Origin of the sequence: Acinetobacter gyllenbergii, from assembly GCF_001682515.1 — a bacterium.
Taxonomy (GTDB): Bacteria; Pseudomonadota; Gammaproteobacteria; order Pseudomonadales; family Moraxellaceae; genus Acinetobacter; species Acinetobacter gyllenbergii.
Genome location: NZ_KV575268.1, coordinates 157,670 through 183,133 on the forward strand (window position 1 = coordinate 157,670; position 25,464 = coordinate 183,133).

General features: G+C 37.8%; 25 protein-coding genes and 2 pseudogenes. 16 read left to right on the top strand and 11 right to left on the bottom strand.

Annotation, left to right across the window (positions count from 1 at the left end; genetic code table 11):
• Positions 1 to 68 precede the first annotated feature (68 nt).
• Genes NG55_RS16900 through speB form a run of 3 tightly spaced genes read right to left on the bottom strand, consistent with a single transcriptional unit; the run spans position 69 to position 3,963 of the window.
• Positions 69 to 1,574 carry a purine-cytosine permease family protein gene (locus NG55_RS16900; protein ID WP_065343896.1) on the bottom strand — a complete coding sequence of 502 codons (1,506 nt, stop codon included), beginning with the start codon at positions 1,572 to 1,574 and terminating at the stop codon, positions 69 to 71.
• Between the two features lie 57 nt (positions 1,575 to 1,631).
• Positions 1,632 to 2,948: an MFS transporter gene (locus tag NG55_RS16905; protein WP_065343897.1), complete on the bottom strand. Its 1,317-nt coding sequence runs from the start codon at positions 2,946 to 2,948 to the stop codon at positions 1,632 to 1,634.
• A gap of 52 nt (positions 2,949 to 3,000) precedes the next feature.
• A complete protein-coding gene (gene speB / locus NG55_RS16910) occupies positions 3,001 to 3,963 on the bottom strand; it encodes an agmatinase (RefSeq protein WP_065343898.1) in 963 nt (320 codons plus the stop codon).
• Positions 3,964 to 4,109: 146 nt separating this feature from the next.
• Here speB and NG55_RS16915 point away from each other — a divergent pair, with 146 nt between their 5' ends.
• Positions 4,110 to 4,988, top strand: a complete 879-nt coding sequence (locus tag NG55_RS16915; RefSeq protein WP_065343899.1) for a LysR family transcriptional regulator — start codon at positions 4,110 to 4,112, stop codon at positions 4,986 to 4,988.
• Positions 4,989 to 5,096: 108 nt separating this feature from the next.
• Here the strand turns inward: NG55_RS16915 and NG55_RS16920 are convergent, their stop codons facing one another.
• The 3 genes from NG55_RS16920 to NG55_RS16930 all read right to left on the bottom strand — a co-directional run bounded on the left by NG55_RS16920 (position 5,097) and on the right by NG55_RS16930 (position 7,233).
• On the bottom strand, positions 5,097 to 6,200 hold the full coding sequence (locus tag NG55_RS16920; protein ID WP_016540201.1) for a porin: 1,104 nt from the start codon (positions 6,198 to 6,200) through the stop codon (positions 5,097 to 5,099).
• A 253-nt stretch (positions 6,201 to 6,453) separates the two neighbouring features.
• Positions 6,454 to 6,867, bottom strand: a complete 414-nt coding sequence (locus NG55_RS16925) for an HIT family protein (protein WP_065343900.1) — start codon at positions 6,865 to 6,867, stop codon at positions 6,454 to 6,456.
• A 96-nt stretch (positions 6,868 to 6,963) separates the two neighbouring features.
• Complete coding sequence (locus tag NG55_RS16930; RefSeq protein ID WP_016540199.1) at positions 6,964 to 7,233, bottom strand: YARHG domain-containing protein; 270 nt, start codon at positions 7,231 to 7,233, stop codon at positions 6,964 to 6,966.
• Positions 7,234 to 8,042: 809 nt separating this feature from the next.
• Here NG55_RS16930 and NG55_RS21330 point away from each other — a divergent pair.
• The 5 genes and pseudogenes from NG55_RS21330 (at position 8,043) to NG55_RS20910 (ending at position 12,626) form a co-directional block, all read left to right on the top strand.
• A pseudogene (locus NG55_RS21330) lies at positions 8,043 to 8,325 on the top strand (hypothetical protein).
• A 79-nt stretch (positions 8,326 to 8,404) separates the two neighbouring features.
• Positions 8,405 to 8,878: pseudogene (locus tag NG55_RS21335) on the top strand (hypothetical protein).
• Positions 8,879 to 9,692: 814 nt separating this feature from the next.
• Positions 9,693 to 10,277, top strand: a complete 585-nt coding sequence (locus tag NG55_RS16940; RefSeq protein ID WP_065343901.1) for a lysozyme — start codon at positions 9,693 to 9,695, stop codon at positions 10,275 to 10,277.
• 923 nt (positions 10,278 to 11,200) lie between these two features.
• Positions 11,201 to 12,313, top strand: coding sequence for an OmpW/AlkL family protein (locus tag NG55_RS16945; RefSeq protein ID WP_065343902.1), 1,113 nt, complete (start codon positions 11,201 to 11,203; stop codon positions 12,311 to 12,313).
• 199 nt (positions 12,314 to 12,512) lie between these two features.
• On the top strand, positions 12,513 to 12,626 hold the full coding sequence (locus tag NG55_RS20910) for a hypothetical protein (protein ID WP_016540195.1): 114 nt from the start codon (positions 12,513 to 12,515) through the stop codon (positions 12,624 to 12,626).
• Positions 12,627 to 12,693: 67 nt separating this feature from the next.
• Here NG55_RS20910 and NG55_RS16950 read toward each other — a convergent pair whose 3' ends face one another.
• The gene (locus tag NG55_RS16950) at positions 12,694 to 13,011 is read right to left on the bottom strand and encodes a DMT family transporter (protein ID WP_004807239.1); all 318 of its coding nucleotides are present in this window, start codon (positions 13,009 to 13,011) and stop codon (positions 12,694 to 12,696) included.
• A gap of 199 nt (positions 13,012 to 13,210) precedes the next feature.
• Complete coding sequence (locus tag NG55_RS16955) at positions 13,211 to 13,654, bottom strand: BLUF domain-containing protein (protein WP_016540194.1); 444 nt, start codon at positions 13,652 to 13,654, stop codon at positions 13,211 to 13,213.
• Between the two features lie 452 nt (positions 13,655 to 14,106).
• Between NG55_RS16955 and NG55_RS16960 the strand changes: the two genes are divergently transcribed.
• The 5 genes from NG55_RS16960 to NG55_RS16980 all read left to right on the top strand — a co-directional run bounded on the left by NG55_RS16960 (position 14,107) and on the right by NG55_RS16980 (position 17,507).
• Positions 14,107 to 14,700, top strand: a complete 594-nt coding sequence (locus NG55_RS16960) for a LysE family translocator (protein WP_065343903.1) — start codon at positions 14,107 to 14,109, stop codon at positions 14,698 to 14,700.
• A gap of 48 nt (positions 14,701 to 14,748) precedes the next feature.
• Positions 14,749 to 14,958, top strand: coding sequence for a hypothetical protein (locus NG55_RS16965; protein ID WP_016540192.1), 210 nt, complete (start codon positions 14,749 to 14,751; stop codon positions 14,956 to 14,958).
• A 165-nt stretch (positions 14,959 to 15,123) separates the two neighbouring features.
• Positions 15,124 to 15,912, top strand: a complete 789-nt coding sequence (locus NG55_RS16970; RefSeq protein WP_065343904.1) for a DUF4882 family protein — start codon at positions 15,124 to 15,126, stop codon at positions 15,910 to 15,912.
• Positions 15,913 to 16,082: 170 nt separating this feature from the next.
• A complete protein-coding gene (locus NG55_RS16975) occupies positions 16,083 to 16,808 on the top strand; it encodes a sulfite exporter TauE/SafE family protein (RefSeq protein WP_065343905.1) in 726 nt (241 codons plus the stop codon).
• Between the two features lie 96 nt (positions 16,809 to 16,904).
• A complete protein-coding gene (locus NG55_RS16980) occupies positions 16,905 to 17,507 on the top strand; it encodes an isochorismatase family protein (protein WP_065343906.1) in 603 nt (200 codons plus the stop codon).
• Positions 17,508 to 17,530: 23 nt separating this feature from the next.
• On the opposite strand, the gene NG55_RS16985 is transcribed toward NG55_RS16980, so the two are convergent.
• Positions 17,531 to 18,562 carry a helix-turn-helix transcriptional regulator gene (locus NG55_RS16985; RefSeq protein ID WP_016540188.1) on the bottom strand — a complete coding sequence of 344 codons (1,032 nt, stop codon included), beginning with the start codon at positions 18,560 to 18,562 and terminating at the stop codon, positions 17,531 to 17,533.
• A 125-nt stretch (positions 18,563 to 18,687) separates the two neighbouring features.
• On the opposite strand from NG55_RS16985, the gene NG55_RS16990 reads away from it, so the two are divergent.
• The gene (locus NG55_RS16990) at positions 18,688 to 19,572 is read left to right on the top strand and encodes a DUF4344 domain-containing metallopeptidase (RefSeq protein ID WP_228704192.1); all 885 of its coding nucleotides are present in this window, start codon (positions 18,688 to 18,690) and stop codon (positions 19,570 to 19,572) included.
• Between the two features lie 143 nt (positions 19,573 to 19,715).
• On the opposite strand, the gene NG55_RS16995 is transcribed toward NG55_RS16990, so the two are convergent.
• On the bottom strand, positions 19,716 to 20,588 hold the full coding sequence (locus tag NG55_RS16995) for an NAD(P)-dependent oxidoreductase (protein WP_065343907.1): 873 nt from the start codon (positions 20,586 to 20,588) through the stop codon (positions 19,716 to 19,718).
• Between the two features lie 3 nt (positions 20,589 to 20,591).
• Positions 20,592 to 21,677: an alpha/beta fold hydrolase gene (locus tag NG55_RS17000; RefSeq protein WP_016540185.1), complete on the bottom strand. Its 1,086-nt coding sequence runs from the start codon at positions 21,675 to 21,677 to the stop codon at positions 20,592 to 20,594.
• Between the two features lie 135 nt (positions 21,678 to 21,812).
• Between NG55_RS17000 and NG55_RS17005 the strand changes: the two genes are divergently transcribed.
• From NG55_RS17005 to NG55_RS17020, 4 genes are all read left to right on the top strand, one after another.
• A complete protein-coding gene (locus NG55_RS17005; protein WP_016540184.1) occupies positions 21,813 to 23,000 on the top strand; it encodes an O-succinylhomoserine sulfhydrylase in 1,188 nt (395 codons plus the stop codon).
• Positions 23,001 to 23,012: 12 nt separating this feature from the next.
• The gene (locus NG55_RS17010; RefSeq protein WP_016163647.1) at positions 23,013 to 23,342 is read left to right on the top strand and encodes a YbaB/EbfC family nucleoid-associated protein; all 330 of its coding nucleotides are present in this window, start codon (positions 23,013 to 23,015) and stop codon (positions 23,340 to 23,342) included.
• 67 nt (positions 23,343 to 23,409) lie between these two features.
• The gene (recR, locus tag NG55_RS17015) at positions 23,410 to 24,006 is read left to right on the top strand and encodes a recombination mediator RecR (RefSeq protein WP_016540182.1); all 597 of its coding nucleotides are present in this window, start codon (positions 23,410 to 23,412) and stop codon (positions 24,004 to 24,006) included.
• A 286-nt stretch (positions 24,007 to 24,292) separates the two neighbouring features.
• A complete protein-coding gene (locus NG55_RS17020; protein WP_016540180.1) occupies positions 24,293 to 25,435 on the top strand; it encodes a ribonuclease D in 1,143 nt (380 codons plus the stop codon).
• The last annotated feature ends 29 nt before the right edge of the window (positions 25,436 to 25,464 follow it).

Sequence of the window (25,464 nt, forward strand, 5' to 3'; positions counted from 1 at the left end):
AAGATTTGATGTGAAAAAGCCTGTTCTCTTGAGCAGGCTTTTTTCTAAGTTATAGATCTGCATCATTGCTATTCTGACACCAATGATCGATTACATTGCTGCTTGGTCTTTTTCACACTAGATGTTGCTCTGTATACAGAACTTGGCTCAGGGAACAGTTTGAGCAGTGAAATATAAAGCAGTGCTGCGAGTGTAATACTGATCGGTAAACTCAGATCAAGACCATTGAATACATGCCCCCAAATACCAATGAACTGATCTGGTAAATGCACAAAGCATAAACCGATAAGCGCGCTTGAAATCCATGCGATGATGCCACGCCAATTCCAGCCATGATGAAACCAGTAAGCGCCACCCTTTAGGCCATTTGCAAACACCTGTAAATCATCATTTTTATAGTAACCTTTCCGTGTGATAAATCCGATAATCATAATGATGATCCAAGGACTGGTACACACCACTATTAAAGTGGCAAAAGTCATGACGCTTTGAGTTAGATTCGCTGCAAAACGACCTAGAAAAATAAACAGGATGGACAATAGGCCAACCCAGATCGTGGCTTTAACACGTGTAAGCGATTTTGGAAAAAGACTCGACATGTCCAAGCCCGTACCGTATAAGGCTGTCGTTCCAGTAGATAACCCACCAATCAGTGCAATCAGACACAGAGGAATAAAATACCAAGCAGGTGCAATCTGAATCAGCCCAGCGATGTAATTATTTTGTTCGATAAATACGGGAGTACTACTAGCAACAATGCTGGCGGTGACTAGGCCAAAAAGAAAGGGAATGAGGGTTGCAAGTTGGGATGCAAACACGGCTGCCATGATTTTAGATGAAGCTGTTTCCTTTGGAATATAACGTGACCAGCCACCTAAGAAAGTTCCGAAGGAAATTGGATTACTGAATGCAATCAATGCAGCACTCATGAAAGCCGCCCAAAATCCAGCTTGTCCGAGTTGAATTTGTCCTGCGTAAGTTGAATCAAATTGCTTGGAAAAAGCAAACAGACCTAAAAAGAATAACAGGCTAGAGGCGATCACAGCCACTCGGTTCACCAGTAGCATAAAGCGAAAGCCATAGATACAAATAATCAGTACCACTAAGGCAAAGCCGCTATAGACCAATCCATATAGCCAATTACTTTGATAAGAACTGTCAAACAGTCGCTCAGTTGCGCCAATCAGTGCATCGCCAGAACTCCAAACGGAGAGTGAAAAGAAGGCAATGGCAGTGAGTAAGGATAAAAACGAACCGACGATTCTGCCATGGACACCAAAATGGGCGCCAGAAGCCACGGCGTTATTGGTTCCTGTACGCGCACCAAAAATTCCCATTGGTGCTAAGATACAGGCCCCTAAGATAACTCCGCACAAGATTGCCCAGAATCCAGCTTGAAAAGAGAGGCCAAATACAATCGGGAAGCTGCCTAAGACACAGGTCGAAAAGGTATTAGCACCACCAAAACTTAAACGAAATAGATCAAAAGGGCTTGCTGTACGAGCATGAGCCGGTATTTCTTCGATGCCAAAACTTTCAATTGTTGTAATCTGTTTAGAACGATCTCTTTGCATAATACGCTACTCTTAATATCCATTTATCAGATTCATATTCGCTTGTTTGCTTATCCATTAAGCGGCTTGTTTGGGGCTGCTGTGCTTTTGTTCAGCCTGTTCCTGAGAGTGTTGCTTTTGTCTTAATCGGGTAATGCCACAAATGCCAATGAGGGACAGTAGCGAAAGAAAACTAAATAAGAAGGCCAAAGGTAACCATTGACCTGCATAATGTTGAGCCAACAAAGTGCCAATGATGGGTGTAGTTCCACTGGTGATTGCCGCAATCATTTGATAGGAAATGGAAATCCCTGAATAACGCACATGTGCAGGAAACGCTTCCGCCATAAAGCCAGCGACCACAGCGTATAACGATGACAATGCAAGCACAGCCAAGGTGATGCCTAACACGATGAAATAGATATTTTTAGTACTGACCAGCATAAACATGGGATAAGGAATAACGATGCAGAGGATTGCTGCCCAGAATAAAAAGCGATGTGCTCCAATTTTACTGGCATACCAAGCCGCAATAGGCATGGCTAAAAATTCAAATAGGGTGACCCAGAACAATGCATCTAATATCGTGGGGCGGCTGATCCCCATATATTGGGTGACATAGCTAATCATAAAGGTATTGGTGAAAAAGAAACCCGCTGTCCCAATGGTAATCGCCAGTCCAGCAAAAACCACTTGAGGCCAATAGTTTTTAAGCAACTCTTTTACAGGGTACTTGGCGATTTCTTGTTTGGCTTGCATCTGTTTAAATTCAGGGGATTCTTCTACCCCTAGACGGATGGCTAGCCCAATGAGCATAAATACAAAGCTGAGTAAAAAGGGCACCCGCCAGCCCCAGCTCAGTAAGGCTTGTTCATCTAAAGATGTAATGCCTTTAAAGATCAAAAGACACAGAATCAAACCTGCTGGGCTGCCCATTTGAGCAAAAGAGGCAAAAAAGGTTTTTTTATGGGCAGGCGCATGTTCGCTAGCCATCAATACCGCGCCACCCCATTCTCCACCGACGGACAAGCCTTGCAAAAAGCGCAGTACAATCAGTAGAACGGGTGCCCAAATTCCAATATGATCATAACTGGGGATCAAACCAATGCCAGTAGTCGCCAGTCCCATCAGCAGCATGGTAAATAGCAGCATTTTTTTGCGACCTAATTTATCGCCTAAATGTCCAAAAATAACAGCAGCAATCGGTCTGGCAATAAAACCGACAGCAAAGGTTGCAAAAGCCGCCAATGTGCCTGTTACTGGATCGGTTTCAGGGAAAAATACCAAACCAAGTACAAGAGCTGCAGCCGTGGCATAAACATAAAAGTCATAAAACTCAATCGTTGTACCTACGAAGGCTGCGGCAGCAGCCCGTTTTGATTGATCTTTTTTCATTCCATCTCGACCTATTTTTATCCATATGTTTTTCTTGTTTTATCGCGGAAATTTATTTGCGTATTTTCACTCCTGGGAGGACGCATAACATTTCATATAGCAGATTTGCACCCAGTAATGAGGTATTGCCTGTCGTGTCGTAGGGTGGAGAAACCTCAACCAAATCACAGCCAATCAAGTCTAGGCCCTGACAGCCGCGAATAATTTCCATTGCCTGAATCGTGGTCAAGCCACCAATTTCAGGAGTTCCTGTACCTGGTGCCCACGCAGGATCAATTCCATCAATATCAAAGGAGAGATATACAGGACCTCCAGCCACTTTGGCTCTCACTTCCTCCATCAAGGGAGCGAGTGATTTATGCCAACATTCTTCTGCTTGCACTACACGAAAGCCTTGACGTCGACTCCAGTTAAAATCATCTGCGCTATAGCCTTGAGCCCGTAAACCAATTTGCACAACGCGCTGACAATCCAGTAGTCCTTCTTCAGCAGCTCTTCGAAAGGTAGTGCCATGTGCGACTTTTTCACCAAACATCTCATCATTGACGTCTGCATGCGCATCGATATGAACCAAACCAACAGGCCCATGTTTTTTATAAATCGCACGCAGGATTGGAAGGGTCAGCGTGTGATCACCGCCAATGGTGAGTGGGATAATCGGATGGGCCAGTACACGGTCGTAATGTTCTTCAATAATGCGTACCGCTTCGGTCAAATTAAAAGTATTGATCGGGACATCACCAATGTCAGCTACATTGAGTGAATCAAAGGGTGCTGCGCCAGTTGCCATGTTATATGGGCGAATCATGACCGATTCGGCACGAATTTGCCGAGGACCAAAACGTGTACCCGAGCGTAAAGATGTACCAATGTCTAGAGGAATCCCAATAAAAGCCGCATCCAATTCGGCCAAACCTGCCTCATTGTCGACAACTGGTAGTCGTAACATTGAGGCAATACCACCAAAACGCGGCATTTCATTGCCACCAAGTGGTTGATTTAAACGCTTGTTCATTTGCTTCTCCTTTTTCTTATTTATTGATCAGCTTGGAACAGGGTTAAATCCTATTTTTTAAAAACTTAGTTTTGATTTTTCTAAACTAAGATTTACAAGAATGTTTTAAGATGAAGTGAGGCAGAGGGAAAATTGAGATAAAAGCCATGACACAGATGGATATCAAGTTAGTTCGAATTTTTGTCAGCATTGTGAAGAATCAAGGTTTTGCCAATGCTCAACAAGAGCTCAACCTATCAACTTCGGCAATCAGTACCTATATGACTCAATTAGAGCATATGGTCGGTTTCAAGTTATGTGAACGTGGTCGTGGTGGTTTTTCTTTAACTCAAAAAGGCGACATGTTTTTTCAGGAAGCCAAGCGCATACTGAATGAATTAGAAAATTTTTCCAGACATACTGCACAGATTAAGGGGGAACTGACAGGCACCATTAAAATAGGACTGCTGGATTCCATGGTGACAGATCGAAATATCCCCTTAGATCAAATTATTCAGCAGTTTTCAGAACAAAATCCAAATGTTTATATTAAATTGCAGGTGCAATCACCCTATGAACTACAATCGGGAATTTTGGAAAATCGTTTTGATGTTGCGATAGGATCTTTTTTTCTTAAAATGAATGGCGTGATGTATCAATCTTTGCATAAAGAACAACAATGGCTATTTTGTAGCGATACGCACCCCTTGTTTGAGCAGCATGGGCTAATAGCAGAAGTGATTCGCCGTGAAAAAATGGTAAGTCGTGGTTATTGGAGTCATACCGAGCTGGCAAAACAGGGCTTTAAACATGCTTTTGCCACAGTAGATTCGATGGAGGCGCAGTTGGTGCTAATTTTATCTGGGCAATATATTGGTTATTTACCTGAGCATTTTGCCCAATATTGGGTGGAACAACAGCGTTTAAAAGTGTTACTTCCAGCAACGTTTGGCTATGCAGCACCATTTTCACTTATTTTTAGGCGAGGTAGAGCCCAAGACCCTGTCATTCAAAGTTTCCGTAAGATTATCAAAGGTTTTTTTTGAAGAAAGCTTCCAAATTAGAAAGTAACTGAGAGTTGTGAGTACAACATAAAAAGAAAAAGGGCAGATCAAGATCGCCCTTTTTCATATAAGTTTGAATATTGCTTCAAATTAGAAGTTATATTCCATACCTAAACCGATGGTTGTTTTCTTATCATCTTTCACTAACCAATCACGTTTTTGTTGACCTACAACACCGTAGAAACGTGTTTGTTTATTGATTTGATAATCAGCGCCTACACCATAAAGATCTTGTTTACGATCATCACGACCATTCACTTCAGTTGTAGAAGAGATATATTCTGCTTTTAACTTCACAGGAGTAGAAGGGATTACGTATGCAGCTGTTACGCCATAGGCATCTTCTTGCAGACCTTTATATGAAGTAACAACAGCTGGAGTACCGCTTGTTACTGCAACCGTGTCATCAGTTGGTTGAGCTGTTTGCCATAATGCACCAAGCACTAAACCATTAACACCAGCTGCTGTTAAGTCTAAAGAACCTGTTACACGAATTGCATCTGAATAAACGCTATTGTCGCCACTTAAGTCACTATAAGCATTAAATTTAGAAGCAACACCAAAGTTACCCGCAACAGCTGCTGCTAAGCCCCAATCTTTGTTTTCATAAGTAAGAGAGGTTGATACACCATCACCGAAACCATCACGGCTGCCTTTTTGGCCTTTTGCATTATTTTTTACAGCAGACGATTCTTCACCTTGTTGGAACATAATGTTGAATGCTAAGCCACCGAGTAATTTTTTATCAGTTTCAAACGCAATCACATTCTTTAAGCGATCTTCACCAACTAAAACTTTAGTCATATCTAGTTCGTTGTGATCGTTGAAAATATCTTGGTTATTGCCCGCAGCATTTTTAAAGTAAGAGTCATGTTGACCTACTTTTAAAGTACCGATACCGTCTGACTTAATACCGATATAACGGTTACGGTTACTAAATACATCACCGTCGCCATCTGCACTGATTTGCCATTCAATTAAGTAAACTGCTGAAAGGTTGTCAGTCAGTTTTTCTTCACCTTTTACCCCGATACGAGAAGCGTTTGAGTTTACTTTAGTTACGCTTTCATCTTTAAAGCCATTCTTATCAATTTGATCTAAAGTCACATTGAGCTTACCATACAATGTTGGTGCTGCTTGCGCTGCATTCATGGCTAAAGTTGCTACAGTAGCAGCAAGAAGCAATTTTTTCATTGAGATTTCTCCAAAACACTTTTTGTAAATGGCTGATGCCTTAGTTACTGTTATGAGCTTGCTTATGTACATAAAGTTACATAGCTCACTGACTTGTATGCAGTATCGGTAAACTTTGTGACAGAGAAGTGAAAGAAAAATGACAGTTTGATGACGATTCATATTTAGTAATAATTATATTTCTTATTGTTTTTTATATAATTAGCAAACAAAAAAAACGGAGTAAAAACTCCGTCTTTATAAAAATAAGAACTTAGAGTGCAGCTTTGATTTTTTCAGCGAGTGCTGTAATTTTTTCCTGATCACCCATTTTTGCTGCATGGCGACCAAGTTCATGCACTGAACTAGGAATCAGATGGAAATGTACATGAGGGACAGTTTGTCCCGCTGCTGCACCTGAAAGCTGCATAAGCACGATACCTTTGGCATCTAAGGCAGTTTCCATTGCTTTGGCAATTTTCTGCACGATTTGGATGGTATAGGCAGCTGCATCAGCAGGGAGGTCCAGCAATGTAACTGCTGCTATCTTTGGAATCACTAAAGCATGACCATCTGCTTGGGGCATGATATCCATAAAAGCGAGGACCTGATCATCTTCATAGATTTTGATTGCAGGTAATTCACCGCGAAGGATTCGTGCAAAAATATTTTGGTCATCGTATGCCATGATTCATCCTTTAAATAGGGCGTAAGCTTTAAATTGGTGAAATGTGCACTCAATTAGCAGAGTGATACGGAGTATTAAACTCCGTAATTGACTTGATTATTTGCAGTTCAGCTCTTTTTGACGAGCTTTGATTTCATCAAGACGTTGTTGCTCTTTATCCGAAAATTTTGGCTTAGTTGTGTGGCAATTTTCATTACCAAACTTTGCTTTAGCATCAGCGTCTTTAAAACAGAATCCTTTAGATGCATAGATCAGGTTATAGTCATCCTGTAACTTTTTGCATTCTTGTTCTGGTGTCGCAGCTTGTACACTAAAACCTGTTAAAGTCATTAAGCCAGCAAAAACCGCAACCATTAACTTATTCATGAGGTGTTCCTCTAATCAAAAAAGTATAAATCAATGCTGTATGGAGTATGTCCATATGGCGATTGATCGCTACACATATACCAATATAAGGTTTATTAATAAAATTTCAATGAAACTGTATGGTACGAGTGTAATTTTACTCCATAATTTATCCATATAATATTAAAAAGCTTTATATATCAATATCTTTATTATAATTTCATATAAAACAACTGGTTAAGATGGTTGTTATTGTGCATTAAATTGCTTGTTTTATGGTATTTCGCTCTTTTTAAAGGTTTATTTATATATTGATTACTACTATATGAGTTTTAACAAAATAAAATGTAGATGATATTCTGGGTTGTATTTTGTTCACAATTGCAGAATAAACAATGAAGATTGTAAATGGATTTGAAATCATAAAAATTGAATAGTGAATGCTTTATTCAGAATATTGAGAATGAGTAAGATAAGATTCAACGCGGATTAAAAAATAAAGGCCCACTAGATAGTGAGCCTTTGGGGTGGCGTCCTTCGTTCTTTCGATTTACTACAGGCTGGTTACTGCTTCTGTCAATGGGAGTAAAATACTGACCCAACGGCAGGAACCCTGTGAAGTATCAATACAACCATCGGGAAGTCCTTGCTCCTGCATGGCTATTATAGTGAATACAGGACTTGCATTGTAAGTAATTCTAATTTTTTGATTGCGAGGCGTCTGGGGCTTAATTATAATTGATTGATATTTATTTACTTTTATAAATTAATTTTCTAATTTATTGCCTAAGCGCCATTGAAAGCTAAGCTTTTTAACAAGAATATGAAAAATGCTGAAATATATTAAAACTAACCTTCCTATCCTTATCTTGATCATTATTGTTATAGGGGGACTCGGCTATCCCTTTTATTCAGGTAAATGGATTATGACGCCCCGACTAAGCGAAATTGACAGTAAATGTTATGGGGTAGATGTGCCAAGCAGCATTGAGCATAACAAAGTACTACTTTTTTTGTTCATGTGTTCATACGGTCGGTATTGAAAATAAAGAAGAGAAATATAAGTATTGTCGTAATAGAATGGATAAAATTGCTTACCGGCAAGATTCTTGATGATTTGGTATTTAGGATTTAAATTTGAAAGAATTGTGTAGGAATTATAAAATATATCCGTGCCTTTCTTTATTTTACATTGAGTGTACTTGATGTAAAAATATTAATATTTCTAATAAATTCAGTTGTGACTGTTTCAGTGGATAGTGCTGATGATTTGTTTAATAAGCCTCCATCACTTTTAATCTTAAAAAATGACACACCCGAATTTGAGATCAAAAGTCGTGAGCATGTTGATTTCTTTGAGTCAGCAAAGCAACAAGAACAAGATCGTCTAAATCAGCGTGATGTAAACGTGGCTAAGATGTATGAAACTCGGTCAAATACATCTAAGATGAGCCCATTTGAAAGATTTCATATCTTCAAAAAAACAATGATACTCGTGCTTTAGATGCGTATGAATATATGAGCAACAATTAAATTCACTACAGAAGGCTCGAAATAGAGGCGTCATCTCAGGCGGAGATTATCAACAAAAAATTATCCAACAAAATCATATGCTTTTAGAGTAAAAAATAATCAGATTAAATTATCAGTTCCAGTTGGAGAATAAATTCAGTCTGTTCAAAGCTCATCGAAAGGTGGGCTTTTTAGCGCTAGTACTTATGATTAGTTAAGACCTCTCTATCGCGCTGATAGCCAAGTTCAACAAGAAGAAATAAGTTGTGCCTAAACTGAGCTACAAACACTCATTGTGTAGCTCAGCTTTAAAATTTTCTCAAAATAAGTGGAAATTTATTGATTTGCATCACACTTTTGTCTATATTTGCCATGTTGTTTGATAATAACTAAACAACAATAACCTTCATTCAGCGCAAAAAGAATTAAGGGGAAGCCCACTCATTGAGTGGGCTTTTTAATTGTATTGAATATCCAACTTATTGGTACTGGAAGTAGAGCTATAGGAAGAGTTTATTATTTCCAATTAAACGAGAAAGCAAAATTGTTATGTATTACAAAAAATAAAAGCCCGTAGATTGGAGTCTTAATCATGGTTTCACATGTGACCATGTTTGTTTTACTCAAATTAGCTTCAAAAGAAACGATCAGGGGTCGTGTCCTTCGTTCGATAGGCTTCCCAAAGTGTTACTTTTTGGAAATAGATCAGCTTAAGACGACCTCAATGGCGGGAACCCAGTGAAGTAGGTGTTGATTAAACAGAAATTTTGACTTTGCAGCGAGTTATTACACGCAATACATTACTTAGATTGATTGCTAAGAAACGTTCAAATACAAATCTTGAATGTTAAGAATTATCAGCGTTTTGATGTACTTAGCATTAAATATACGTTTTCCAATCTTTGTAAATGCTATTGTGGATTTTCGTAGTAAGATCGAATGATGGGTAAAATGTTAAGTGAGGAATCATGAAGGCTATTTGGGATTATTTCCGCAAGATTGTTGATATTAAGCAGTCTCAACAACGGATTGATGCTAAAGATACGCATATCAATGTTGCAATGGCCTATGATGCAGTTGATATGGTTGGTGTAGCTATAGATTACGAAATGTCCATAAGTACTCATGGTATCAATCTTATTACAAGCTTTGAAGATCTAAAACTAAATGCCTATGATGACGGCGTGGGGGTGTGGTCTATCGGCTTCGGTACTACAGTTTATCCAACTGGTGTTCCAGTTAGGCAAGGGGATAGTTGTACATTAGAGCAAGCAAATTCCTTTTTTCAATATGATCTAAAACGCTTTGAGAAAGCGGTCAATGAAGCGATAACCGTTCCCATTTCTCAAAATCAATTCGATGCTCTTGTTTCCTTGTCATATAATATTGGCAGCCATGCTTTTAAGAGCTCAACGTTAGTGAAGTATCTAAATGTACTTGATGAATATGCTGCGGCAGAGCAGTTTCTGGTCTGGAATAAAGCTGGAGGAAAGGTGCTAAAAGGTTTAGTCCGCCGACGTGAAGCAGAGAGATCTTTATTTTTAAAATCTTGAATGATGCCTATTAAATTCAATCTAAAATATGCTAATTAATTGATGAAATTTATAAGCAGCGATGCTTTTTGTAATTCAGCACAATGAATAGACAAACGAAAAATAATATAGAAAATAAACATAGGTTTTTAAAAACACTCTCAGTTCTAATTCTTATGTCCAATATAAATTGGATGGTATCCTGTATGCTTAACCCAACCTCAAAGTATGGCCGAATAAATGAATAATAAGGTGGAAACCATAAAAAGAATAAATAGAATAATGATAGTAGAATTGAAATAAAGGTGATTTCTTGATTAACGAAGTAAAATATTGAAATAAAAAGACATATTTCTATGGGGATTAAGAAAAGGTCAATTGATAAAGCCGCGATTACAGGAAAAGCGAGAATTATCCAACAAAGCACCCATGTGAATTTGTTATATATTATTTTGTGTCGCATTTTATAGCTTCCTTAAAATTATTATTGCTTATAAAAACATATTTTGTCAGGACATCAGGTTCGGAATTTTATGATTCAACTTGTCTAGCATTATTATAGCAATTAAATATAACGTGCAATTTTTTTCATCAGCACAAAGAGCAGTTAGGAGAGATTGAAAAGTGTAGGATGCAGATGGAAAAGCATTAAAACAGTGAAGTCACTGTCTAGAGACCTAAACAAGTTTTTCACTAAAGATGTAGCCCTTGATATTGGCTTTAATCCCTTCCAATTTAGATCTTTATAGCTTCAGTTTTTTTTAAGTATCATTTTATTATCCATTAATTAACTCTGTCTATTTGTTAACCAGTTCACGAAATTTAAGTGATTAATCACCTTTTATCAGGAAGTAAAATTTAACATTTGATAAAAAATAGATAGTGGTTATATTCGGGAAACATATTACTAAATCAAGTAATGTGGAATTTCAGGATGAAATACAATGAAAAAAACAGCAACAAAAATCGTAATAGCAACGACTTTAATCACATTAACTCACTTATCTTATGCTCAGGAATTTAAACGATTCTCTGTCTCGGCGGGTTGGTTACATGTTATGCCTCAAGGTAAAGCCAATCCATTTAACATTAATACCAGTGTGAAAAATCAAACAGTGGCTACTGTAGGAACTATTTCAACGACTAGCTTTTTAAACTCAGTTGATCCAAATGCAACGATGACTGATTTAGGCGGGGAGGTTTGGAATTTAAAAGATACACTCACAGAGTTCTTAGCTCAACCCGAAATTCAGGATCAACTTACAGATGGTAATGGTAATGTTCTGGCTGAAGTTACAGGTACCGCAAGAATCAATGGATTAGAAAACTGGCAGCAGAAAGATGCAGGTCTAGAAGTAGATGATGTAGATACTTTGGGTTTAATGTTTAACTATTATCTAAATGATAATGTATCACTACAACTTATTGGTGGAATTCCACCTAAAGTTGATATCAAGGGTAAAGGCGAAATATATGCACCATTGAGCGGGTTAGCAATGTCATCTGCTGACTTAGTTAAATATCTTTTCCCTGATGGGATTGTATTAGGCCAAGCTGTTCCTATTACTAATTTGGGTAATAAACCGAATGCCGCAACTGTCCGTGCTTGGACACCCGCAATCGAGGCGCAGTATCAGTTTGGGCAAAGTGGAGTTGATAAATTTAGACCATATATTGGGGCTGGCTTAATGTATGCACATTTTAATCAAATCAAACTCAATGAGGGGATTAGATCTGATCTAATTTCAGCTGGTCATATGATCCAAAATGTATTAGATGGAAAAGCTGGCGCTGCGTTAGACCGTAAAGAATCAAGTGGTGACATGAAAGTTAAGGTTGATGCAGATGATGCAATCGCTCCAATTGTCTCTGTTGGTTTTACCTATGATATTAATGATGCTTGGTATGGTGTAGGTTCTGTGTCATACGCAAAACTCAATAATAAGGCAAATATTGATGTTGTGAACAAAACTACTGGTGCCAAGTTAATTCATGCCTCAACAAAAATTGACATAGATCCACTTATTACCTATGTCGGAATAGGTTATCGTTTTTAAGCGATAAAATGAGTGAAGAAAAGTACCAATTCAAAACGTCCTTTTCTTCATTCAAAATATTTATGTATTGAAATTAGAAAATTTTAGAGGGAACATATCTAAAAATGTAGAAAGTAAGCGATTGATTTTTAATCTAAATAAATTCAAATTTAATTCATATTATGTGATAATTCTCTCGATTTATCAATAAATTGAAAATATGAACATTTTAAAATTCTTGAGAAGCTTTAATACGGTGGGGGTTTATCTAACGGTTGCGAGCATTCTACTGGTCAGTCTTATTGTGTATTTTTATTATATTAATCCCAATTAAGCGATATTGCTTTAAATAAGCTAATTTTATAAAACCCTCAAAATGAGGGTTTTATAAAATTCAAAAATTAGGGTGTCGTCACTTTCATCAATACCACGCCAAATACAATCGATGCTGCTGCTAAAAGACGTAAAAATCCCATCGGCTCGTGCAGGAAAAAAATCCCGATCAAGAATGCACCTACAGCACCAATACCCACCCAAATTGTATAAGCTGTACCTAAGGGGAGTGTTTTCATTGCAACAGCTAACAGGCCGAAGCTTAAAATCATGAAGACAATTGTAATGATGCTAGGCGTAAGCTTGGTAAAACCATCGGACATTTTCATGGAATATGCCCATACAATTTCAAAAATACCAGCTAAAATTAGATAAGCCCAAGCCATTTCGACACCTCATTATTAATATTTTTAGGTCGTCCTAAAGCTTGAAAATTTGAATAAAGAGGTCGTCCTCTTCAGAGACTATATAAGCATTATTGGTGAATGACTTCAATTCATTTTTGTTAATTTTTATTCCAATTGGTAAAAAAGGTACCTGAAAGAACAGATACCTTTAGTACATTCGTGTAAATAAGTTTCTTATTCACGAAACATAAGCTTGGACATCATATTCTGGTTCACCAGCTAAAACAGAAACGAATTTCTCAACAGTATCAGCCGTTAGCAGATAAGGGTTGAATTCTTCCAAATGGTACTTCATGAAAAAGTCTGAAATATTGGGATTAATGGGTGAAAACTTCATAGACCATTGAGAGAAAAAATGATTCTCGCATTCGGTGTAATAGAGGATTTCACAATTGATATGTCTTTCATCTTTCACAATTTTGTTGTAAAACAAATCGTCTACGATGCTCTTTGGGCCTTCTAAACATTGCACGAAATAGCCATGCCCATAATATAAAACACCTCGAATATCGTTGCGATAATTAAAATCCACAGCTTCATCAAGGATTTTAATCAAATCTGTTTTTAAGTTTGAGTCGATATTTTTAATTTTGCTTACATATAAAAGTCTTACAGACTCCATCAGTTTTGCTCATTTTTGAGGTTGAATTCTTGTTATATAGAAAAAATAATGGCTTGTATACCTTAGTCTGTAACACACATATCGAATTTTATAAGTTGTGATTTTCTAGAGCTAGGTAAAGTGAAGTGGTAGCAGGTCATGTTTTTTCACGCAGAAGTGAGATAGCCTCTTCAATTTTTAGACTTGAATTTCTTCTATGAATTCTTAGAAATAATCATAATATTGTGTGAAATACGTGGCTCTATCTATATGGAATTATTGAGAATAATGTGACTTTTATCACACATATACGAAAAATTGGTTAAATCTAAAATCAAATTGTAAATGAATTAATATTTTGATTTTTAATGGAAAATATAAGACCAAATATTTTTGGTTACAACCATTTTGTCGACAAGACTAGATCTGGTTTGCCATATTGCGTTTGCGAAACTTAGCAAAGGTATTTGTCTATGGTGTCATTTCTATTTATTGGTTTGATCATTACGATCTTACTAACACCAGGTCCAACGAATACATTATTGGCTTCGTCTGGAATCCAAGCGGGTATTAAAGGTTCACTAAAATTAATCCCTGCTGAAGTTATAGGTTATTTTATTGCCATTACAACATGGGGCTTTTTACTTGAGTCTGTTTCACACTATGTGCCTTGGCTACCACCTTTAATTAAGCTGCTTAGTGCGACTTTTATTATCTATTTGGCAATTAAGTTATGGATTACTTCAACTAAAGAGTTGGATTTGAATCAACCTTTGATTACAACTAAGGCTTTATTTTTAGCAACCTTACTGAACCCTAAAGCTTTATTATTCGCTTCAGCCATTTTTCCACACACTGCTTGGCTTAACCTACATGAATATGTTGTTCATATGGGAACATTCTTAGCATTGATCACCCCAATTGCTTTTTTATGGATTGCATTTGGATCTATTTTAATTTCCAACAAAATTTCGTGGCTGAATCAACGTAACTTACAACGTTCAGCAGCATTTGTTTTAACTTTCTTTGCGATGCCGCTGGCTTATTCAGCAATTTCATCGTTCTAAATTTTGGTTTTGCTGCTGTATTTAAAATTTAAAAAATTGGAGTTTTTAATGAGTACTATAAAAATTAAGGTAAAGGATCAGTTTGAGGCCGAAAAGATCGCGACAGCCAAAGTAAAAGCTGTCAATGATCAAGAAATTCCCTTCTTTAAACGAATTGAACATATCGAAGTTGAAGGGGAGATTCTTCTACCCAATATGGATTTACTCTTTGAAAATCCTAAAGATGGCAGTATTTACCGGTATGTCGGGGCAGTGTAGATTCATTGGCCATTGCTTGAAGACATTGACCCACGTTTAAACGTGGGTTTTTAATACTTCCTATTTTTCAATAGAACCGTGCTATCTGTACCCATTTATCTGTTTTTACTCACTAATTAAATCAAAAATGTATACTGAATGTTCTACTATAAAAAGGATTAACCTATGAAAAAGATAATTTTAGGGGCGTTTTTGAGTACGATGATTACATGGAGTAGCTTTGCTGCTTGTACTTATAATTTAGATGCCACTCAGGCTCAGCTATCACAAATTGATTCAACCATGACTAGGTTTCCTAACATACTAGGTGCTAAAGCAAGTTTTAATGTAGATGCAAGTAGCAGTGTGAAATCTTATATGTCCATGAGCAATGCTTTCGCAAATAATAAAATTAGTTATCCAAATCTTGCTTTTCAAGATGTGCCTGGAGACAAGGTAATTTCTGCTGGTGGTACAGTTGCTTTTGAAATCAAGTTAAAAATTCCAACTTATGTTCTACCCGCAGGCGAAACAATAACTTTTTTCCCAATTCAGATTGCTGCAACGAATGGTAATCAGAATGCCTTTAATATCGCTTTAATTCATGCGAATGGCCAGCCCACAAATACAAACAATAATATTCTGCTTTTGATTAATGGTGGTACACAGTCATCTGGTGTGTTGACCTTAAAACCTGAAAATACCGCTGATGGTTATCAGACTTTCGGGTTTTATGTGAATCAAAATAGTAAACAGATTGGATATATTTTTAATGGAGTAAACAAAGGTTATATCTCAGGTTATGAGAGCAATGGTTCTACTTTATCGTTTATGGCAGGTGGGGGGACTGGAGCTATTGCGACATCGGCATCTGTTGTTGGGCAAAATTTATCTATAGAGTTTATTACTGACCATACAAAACTTGCAAATACTTACCCTACAGGAACAAAAGATATTTGTGGAACAACGCTTTAAATTAGGCCTCCTTCAGGAGGTTTATTTATTGAATATGACTTACAACATTTAATTTTCTTGTTGTTGTTAGGCATGACCATTTAAGACGGTTTCGAGATGATTCAAACAGTTTAAGTAGGTGACTAATAAAATATTATAGAATATAAGAAATTGTTTGCTGTCGATATTCTATGATCTATGTTGCACTTGCCTTAATTGGTGTTATTTCAGGCTTGATTAGTGGCATAGTTGGCACAGGATCATCGATCATTTTGTTACCTATTCTTGCTTATATTTTTGGTGCAAAGCTGGCTGTTCCAATTATGGCAATTGCCTCAATTATGGGGAATATCTCTCGTGTTGTAATGTGGCGCAAAGAATTAAATATCAGGGCCTTTTTATTGTTTTCCAGTCTTGGTATTCCTGCCACCGTACTGGGTGCAAACACACTTTGGGTCATGTCGCCATTTCTTTCTAATTTATGTATTGGTCTATTTTTCTTATGTCTTATCCCGATACGGCATTATGCAAAGCATCGTAATTTCACTTTGAATGCTTGGCAAATGGTGGTTGCTGGAGGTGTGCTTGGATATATTACGGGTATCGTGTTTTCAACAGGGCCTTTATTGCTGCCAATTTTTAATGGTTTTGGCTTAATAAAAGGTGGGCTTTTAGCAACCGAGGCAGCAGCTTCCTTCGCAATTTACTTGACAAAAAGTCTAACTTTTGGGGCATTGGGTGTTTTACAGCAAAATATTTTAATTGCAGGAATTGCAGTAGGGATCTCTTTAATCATTGGTAATTATATTGGTAAAACCTTTGTATTGAGAATGTCAGATCGAACCTTTAACCTTATGCTTGATGCGATGCTGTTGATTGCCGGCAGTTCGATGTTGTTCTCTATTTTTCTACACTAGAAGAAATTTCCGCTAAAATTTGGTGTTTATTCAGTTTTAACTGGAGGGTTTTCAACATGGAAGCGAATAATAAATAATTCAAACTCATACCTTAAGTTGCTTTCGAAGCATAAGGAGACTGATATTTCAACTGAACTTAATGTCGTCGATGCATTGGTGATCGTGGATGTGCAAAATGCTTTTGTGTTAGGTGCAGAAGCTGTACCTGCATCAAAACAACTAATTGAATCAATCAGCATTTTACTTGCCAAAGCGAGATTAGCTTATGCCCCCGTGATCTTCCTGCAAAATGATGGAGATATAGGGACTTTAGATGAACCATACAAAGTGGGTTGGGAGCTATTTTTTCCGCCACAATCTCATGAATTTATCATAAGAAAAAATCAAGATAATGGTTTTAGTGGCACTTTACTTAAACAGAAATTGGAAGATGATGAGATTAGGTCTTTCGCAATATGTGGCGTTCTATCCGAAATGTGTGTAGCTGCAACAGCCCGTGCAGCATTAGAGCTTGGTTATGATGTACTGTTACCGCACGATGCGCATGCGACTTATGATGTGCCCTCAGGACCAGGATCGGATGGTGTGCCTGCTGTTATGGTAGCTAGAGTGGCAGAATGGTCTCTTGGTGATGAAATTATCATTTGTACATCGGTGAATGAAGTTGGTTTTACTAAGCGAAAGGAGGGGCGTGCATAGATAAATTGAGCTAGAAGATTTCGTTAAGAAGAAATAATATGTAGCGCTTTGATCAATTCAACTTTATTACTAACGCCTAATTGCATATAAGCCTTTTGTAGATAGGTCCGAACAGTAGATGGGCTTAACCCTAATAGTTCAGCGACTTTTTTATAAGAATGGCCCTGTGAGAAAAGGTAAGCAACACGATATTCACGTGGTGATAATGTTAAATTTCTCTTTATATTTAAAATTTCAATTCTAATGTTATCTGATTTTTTGAAAATATTGATGTTGACTTTACCTAAACGAATACTGGTTGGTATTTTATCAAACTGAAACATCAATTCTTCTGGAATATAAACCCCTTTCCATTCTGGCCATTTTGCGTAAATAACTTCACATAGACCAGCACCAATGCTTAATATATAACCATCTTCTCGTACTAGTCCCGCATGAAACATATTGTGATTAGGAGAAAGCTCTAAAGCCTCTTGCAAGTTATAACGCCAAATTTGATTTATATGACGAACTGACTGTTCGAAAAAGGCGATATTTATATTGCTAAATGAAGCTCCACTATGTCGATATAAACTTATAAAAAAAATATGTCCAGTAAAGGTATCTTTTATAGACATGGACATGCCATGTAAGAGTTGATATTTTCGGCTAAATTGGTTGAGCTCATGGCTTTCAGTTTCATCTTGAAAATCAGATGAATAACTGAACCTATGGGCAATATCAGATAAATTGTCAACCACATGAGCAAATTCATCATCATTTGCAACAGCTTTCCATTCAGACGGAAAAGTTGTTGGTAGGTTGATTGTCTCTGTGTGATGAATACCCACCATTTTTTTGTCTTTATCGTGTGTGATGAGTCCCCACCAAGCAGCATCAAAACATATGATTGTTTTTAATTCTTGCAATGACTGCCGAATAAATTCTGAAGCCAGATGATCTTTGGAAATCTTTCCTAATTTCAATAAGTAATGGCCTAAGACTTCAATTGAAGTAATATTTTGTATTTCTTCCAAAAGCTTTCTAGCCCCGACTTCTTTACTCGGTAGGAGCATACTTTAATTACGATAAATTCTGCAAGAGCGTCTGCATTTGCAGATTGTTTTAGCCGATAAATCTATAAATAATTTGATTTAGAAACTCATGGAAACATACAAAATGTATCCATGCATACCCTCCTATGAATATTAAATATTCTATGCAAAAGGTTACATTTTTGATGAAAATCATTCATAGCAATTATCTCAGGAAAACAATCATTTTTTCTTTGTCAATTTATGCGCTATTAAATTTGGTTGGGTGTAATGACAGTTCAGATTCCAAATCTAAAAATATTAAATCAGGGACAGTAGTGGAAAATACATCTTTGAAAGGTAAATTTATTCCAGTCTATGAAGTGGCTCGAACGAACGAAAACCGAATTGAAGAAAATCTTTGGCGCAGCAGAAAAATTTTGGAAGGCTACACAGCAGAGATGAATAGTTTTGTAAATATTCCTGTAGACATTAAAGTTGTAGCAAAAGAGTGTCAGGAAGCAAACGCATTTTATGATAGTGAAACACAAACAATCGAGTTGTGTTATGAATTAGCAGCAGAAGAACGAAAAATGTTCACTGATGCAGGTGATTCTGGGGATATTTTAGAGAACGAACTTTATCAAAGTGCTGTAGGAACGCTATTCCATGAGGCTGGACACGCCTTGATTGATGTACTTAATCTAAAAATTACAGGTAGAGAAGAAGATGTGGCTGATCAATTAGCTGCATATATTTTAACTTATAATGATGAGGATAAAGATTATCTTCTTACTGTTGCTGATACGTATAGCCTTGCAGCACAACGAGCAAAATCATTGGACGATCTTCCTTTTTATGATTCTCATTCATTAGATGCTCAACGTGCGGTTAATTTTCTATGCTATGTATATGGATCTGATACAAAGAACTTTCAGTATCTAATCAGTGATGAGTTGCTCAATAAAGATCGTTCAGAGGAATGTGAGCATGAGTATAATCAAATCGTCGATGCTTGGGATTTTTTACTCGCTCCTTATTTTAAAAAGTAGGCTATGACTTTGTCTTTGCTGAAAGTTCTCAAAAAAGTTCTGTATTTGACATAGCGGTTAATATAAAAAAGACATATTCATGGAATATGTCTTTTTATTTAAAAAATAAATTAATACAAATACTTATATGTTAATTCGAAAATTTATTTTAAAGTGATTTTAGTCCATGATTCATACATTTTTACGGCTGCGGAGAAGTCACTATTTGGTTCAGCGGTTAAATTTGCTGCTTGAATCAAGCTTTGCGTTAACGACAAAATCGGAGCAGGGAGTTTTGCATCCTTAACTAAATCAAGTGCGATACCTGTATCTTTCGCAAGTAATGGTAGTCCAAAAGTTACAGGAAACTCCCGACTCAATACGCGTTGCGGAAAAATCGTTTCTGTAACCAGACTTTTACCGCTTGATGCATTGATACAGTTCAGTGCTGCGTCCAAATTGACGCCGTGTGCTTTTAAAGTACTGAAACCTTCAGCAACTGACCACAAATTCACAGCAAGCAACATATTATTAATGGCTTTTACTGCAAAACCCGCACCAGATTCACCGACATGTTGAATCAATTTACCGACTGCGGCCATAGCAGGGTAAGCACGTTCAAAAGCATCAACATCACCACCCACCATGACAGTTAAGGTTGCATTCTCAGCACCTACGGTTTGACCACTGACAGGTGCATCCAAAAAGTCTACATTTTGAGCTTTTAATTTCTCAGCCAGACGGCGTGCAGCTTCAGGCACACCACTGGTACAGTCAATCCAGATTGAACCTGATTTGATCTCTAGACCATCAATCAAGGCTTCGACGTCCTCACTGGTTGGTAAGCAAGAAAAGATCACATCTGCCTGAATCGCTTGAGTAAGCTCAACGGCTGTAGTTCCATATTCTGTTGCATGCTGTTCAGCTTTACTAAAATTTCGATTCCAGACATAGACCTTCTCGAAATATTTAGGCAAATGCGCTGCCATACGATAGCCCATAGCCCCTAAACCGATGAATGCAACAGATTGAGTCATACTTTACCTTTTTATTTGCGTTGATCGTTCGGCTAACCATGTCGTAAGTGTTGGCCAGAACTCTATTGAACTATTATGACTAGACATTAAACCTAAGTGTCCGCCAGGAATAAGAGTAAACGTGACATCTTGGCTACTTGTCAACTGAGTCAACGGAAATGCAGATTCAGAAGTGACCAGTTGATCACCTTTTCCAGCACCAACAAATAAAGAGCAATTGATTTTTTTCAATTCAATGGTTTTGTTTTTAAGCTGAATCGCGCCGTTTTTTAAAGGATTTTGCAACCAGACATTGAACAGCATATCTTGGTTCACACCACCCGGATAATCAATCATATTGTTTAAGAAGTGGCTCAGGGTTGCATCTTCTTGCACCAGTTTTAGATTATCCAAATTTTTCAGTAGTTGAATGTTGCCATCAATCCAGCCTTTAGGATCTAACAACTTGAATCCAAGCGAGTTTAGGAAGCCTGGTGAATGAATCATTAACTTCGGTAAACGATTATAGATGTAATCTTTAATGGTGGGGTTGCGGTTAGTCAGATAAGCCAAAGTTTTATAAAGTTTGCCAATATAACCCGAAGCATAGCTGTCGATCGGACTACCTAACACCACCAAGTTTTTGACAACACTCGGCTGATGGCGAGCAGTGTAAAGGGTGACGAAAATTCCCGCCATACTCCAGCCATGCAGCGAAATTTTTTCAGATTTGGAGTGTTGTTGAATTGCTTCAATACATTTAGGTATAAAGTTATCAATAAAAGATAGAAAGTTAATTTGGTAGTTTTTATAAGTCAGTTTACCCCAATCAATCAAATAAACATCAAAACCACTGTCTTGAAAATGTTTCACCAATGAACGATAAGGATATAAATCATAGATATCCATATTAATGGCCAACGGTGCAACGAATACTAACGGTTCTTTATAGCGTTTGTTCTCTGACGCATAGAAACGGACGCGAGTTTGTTTAAATTGAGCAATCACTTGATACGGCGTCGATTGAGACAAAACCAGTTTGTCGGCATCGAAAACACGCATAGCCAGATGTTTAAAATTTATTTTTTGCTGTTCCACAAGCGATTTCATCTTAGAAAGTCTCATCATGAGTCAAGATTGCACGAAGTCTAAGCGATAATTTCATCTTACGCCTTGACCTTAAATACCTTAGGCGCTCAAAATATTGGCACATTTCGACATTATGATCATAAGGCATACAGAACGATGAATCCAAGCGATGATTTAGAATACCAATTAGAAACACTGGCAATTCGCACAGGGCATGATCGTACCTCTGAAGGTGAGCATAGTGAGCCAATCTTTCTAACCTCGTCTTTTGTGTGTGAAAGTGCGGCTGATGCTGCTGCCAAATTCTCAGGGCAAATTGCTGGTAATACCTACTCACGTTATACCAATCCAACCGTACAGGCTTTTGAAAAGCGCTTGGCTGTTTTGGATGGCGCAGAACGTGCAGTCGCGACCAGTTCAGGTATGGCTGCAGTACATGCAATGTGTATGGCTTATTTAAAAGCGGGTGACCATGTCATTTGTTCTCGTGCGGTATTCGGTTCAATCATTGCTTTATTTGAAAAATATGTCGCGAAATTTGCCGTTGAAGTGACTTTTGTCGATTTAGATGATCTTGAAGGCTGGAAACAGGCGATTCGTCCAAACACGCGTATTCTATTTATCGAAACGCCGTCGAATCCTTTGGCACAAGTGGGAGATATGCAGGCCATTGCTGATATCGCCCATGCCAATGGCGCTTTGTTTGCGGTCGATAACTGTTTCTGCACGCCAGTATTACAACAACCGATTAAGTTTGGTGCGGATTTAGTCCTTTATTCAGCAACCAAGTATATCGATGGCCAAGGTCGTGCCTTGGGGGGTGCTGTTGTTGGAAAACATGACTTACTTGAAGAAGTAAATGGTGTAATCCGTACTTTGGGTAACTCGATGAGTCCATTCAATGCTTGGATTTTCTTGAAAGGCTTAGAAACACTGAGCATTCGTATGAAAGCACATTGTGAAAGTGCACAAAAATTAGCGGAATGGTTACATCAGCACGAAAAAGTTGAAAAAGTGTATTACGCAGGCTTACCTGATCACCCAGGCCATGCACTTGCGAAAAAACAGCAAAAAGGCTTTGGTGGTGTTGTATCCTTTGTGGTGAAAGGTGAGCGCGAAGGTGCTTGGACCGTGATTGATAACACCCGTTTCTTGTCGATTACCAGTAATCTAGGTGACGTTAAGTCAACAATTACACATCCAGCAACGACCTCGCATGGTAGAATGTCGGCTGAAGCTAAACAAGCTGCAGGAATTGAAGAAGGTTTGATTCGTGTGTCTGTTGGTTTAGAAGACATTGATGATATTATTCGCGACATATCACGCGGTTTAGATTTAATTTAACGAGAGAAACTTATGAACATTAATATGCTCATGCAGCAAGCTCAGCGCATGCAAAAAGATATGGAATCAAATCTTAAAAAAGCCAAAGAAGAGCTTGCAAAAACTGAAGTTCATGCTGAAGCAGGCGGTGGCTTGGTTAAAGTAACCATGACGTGCCGTAATGTGGTTAAGCGTATTGAAATTAGTCCTGACCTGTTGCAAGACGAAGCGGATATGATTGAAGATTTGATTGCTGCGGCAATGAATGATGCCGCGCGTCAAGCAGAAGCCATTTCTGAAGAGAAATTACAAGGTGCGAACACCGGTATGGGCTTACCACCAGGCTTATCTGGCTTATTTTAATAAATCCCTCCCTAAGCTTTCAAATGGAACTTAGGGAGTCTTTTTTTATAAACAATCGAGTTGATTTGTGTTTAGTGAACGATTTGAACAATTAGTTCAAGCATTACGTATATTGCCAAGTGTTGGTCCCAAATCAGCACAGCGTATGGCATTACATTTGTTAATGAAAAACCGAGAAGGTGCTTTTGCTTTGTCGCATGCCTTACATGAAGCATCGAGCCATATTCACGAATGCCAGATTTGTCATTCATTAACTGAAAATGAAATCTGTGATATCTGTGCTTCCGCAGAGCGTGATGAGCAACTGCTGTGTGTGGTTGAATCACCAGCCGATGTGATGGCGATTGAACAGAGTGGCAGTTTTCGCGGAAAATATCATGTGCTTGGTGGACACCTTTCTCCATTGGATGGTATTGGCCCAGAAGAGATTGGGATTCCTTATCTAATTCAACGTCTGAGTGCGGGTCAGATCCAAGAAGTGATTTTGGCGACCAATGCCACAGTAGAGGGCCAAGCAACAGCACATTATCTGGTTGAAGCGACCAAACATTTACCGATTCACATGACCCGAATTGCACAAGGTGTGCCACAAGGTGGTGAGTTGGAATATGTGGATAGTCATACTTTAAGTCAAGCCGTACATAACCGCATGCGAATGAAATGATAGGCTTCATTCGCATTTTTTTATATTTATATTAAATTCATGCTGTTAATTTAAACAAATAATTAAATTTTACATTTTGTCTAACATTATCGTAGATCTATTTATTGTGATTTGTGGCACTATTGACGGGCGAAAAGGATTTTCGTTTTTTGATGAATGGAAGAGGAGTAATTTCATGTCTTGCATGTGGAATACCAATTAATTTTTTTGTATTTTTCAGTTGAGCAATGACTGGCATTGGGCAGTTTTATTGCGCATGGTTCTTTATTATTTTACTTGAGCACACATGTTTCAGTTTATCCAACAGCAACAAGATTTAGCTGTTCTCCTCAAGCAGATGGAACAGTGTTCTGTCTACGCCCTTGATACCGAGTTTATTAAGGTCGATACCTTATATCCTAAACTTGGTGTTTGCCAAATCAATTTAAATGGTCAAATTCTGTTGCTTGATGGTGCAGCATTAGATCTCAGCAATTTTTGGCCAAAGATTTTTGCGGCTCAACAAAATATTTTTCATGCCTGTGGTGAAGATATTGATCTGATCTATCATTATGCCGACCAAAAACCATTAAATAATGTATTCGACACCCAAGTTGCTTTGGCATTTCTCGGACATGGGCTTCAAGTCAGTTATCAAAATGCGCTTAAAACTTGTTTGAATATTGAGATTGAAAAAGATCAGACCCGTTCAGACTGGCTTGCTCGTCCATTGACCCAAGAGCAAATGTGCTATGCGGCAAATGATGTGATCTATTTAAGCAAACTTGCAGATGCGCTGAAAACAGATCTGAAAGCAAAAGGGCTGTATCAATACGTATTGGAAGATTGTCAAAATCTCACCAAAGAGATTGCCTTGGAAACACCACTGGCAGAGCTGTACACCGATATCGGTAATTATCGCCATTCGCGTCGTGAGTTGATGCAGTTACAGCAACTCAGCATTTGGCGAGAGCAGATTACCAAGGCGTTGAATCAGCCGCGTAGTTTTATTCTTAGAAACTCCACCATGATCGATTTGGTAGAAAAGAATCCTCGCAATAATTTTCAGTTGGCACGAATTAAAGATATTCGTCCGCACATTGTACGCGAACATGGCAAAATGATTCTTGATTTACTCAAGTTCTTACCGCCAGAGGAAGAGTGGCCATTGCGCATGGCTAAGCCGATCAAGAGTAATTCTAAAGAAGTTGCACCTAAAATTGATGCGTTGATTGAAAGTGTAGTTTTAGAAACTGGGATACCGAAAGAAGTATTACTACGTAAGAAATGGATGAATGCCATCTATGAACATGTGGTCTTTCATTTAGATGAGCAGTCTTTACCGAGTTATTTAATGGGTTGGCGCTATGACATTCTGACGCAACCATTGATTGCGTTATTAAAAGAAGATATTGAATATCTTTCCACACAAATGAAAGTGATACGATAAACAGGAAAGAGTGAATCAATGATTCGCTC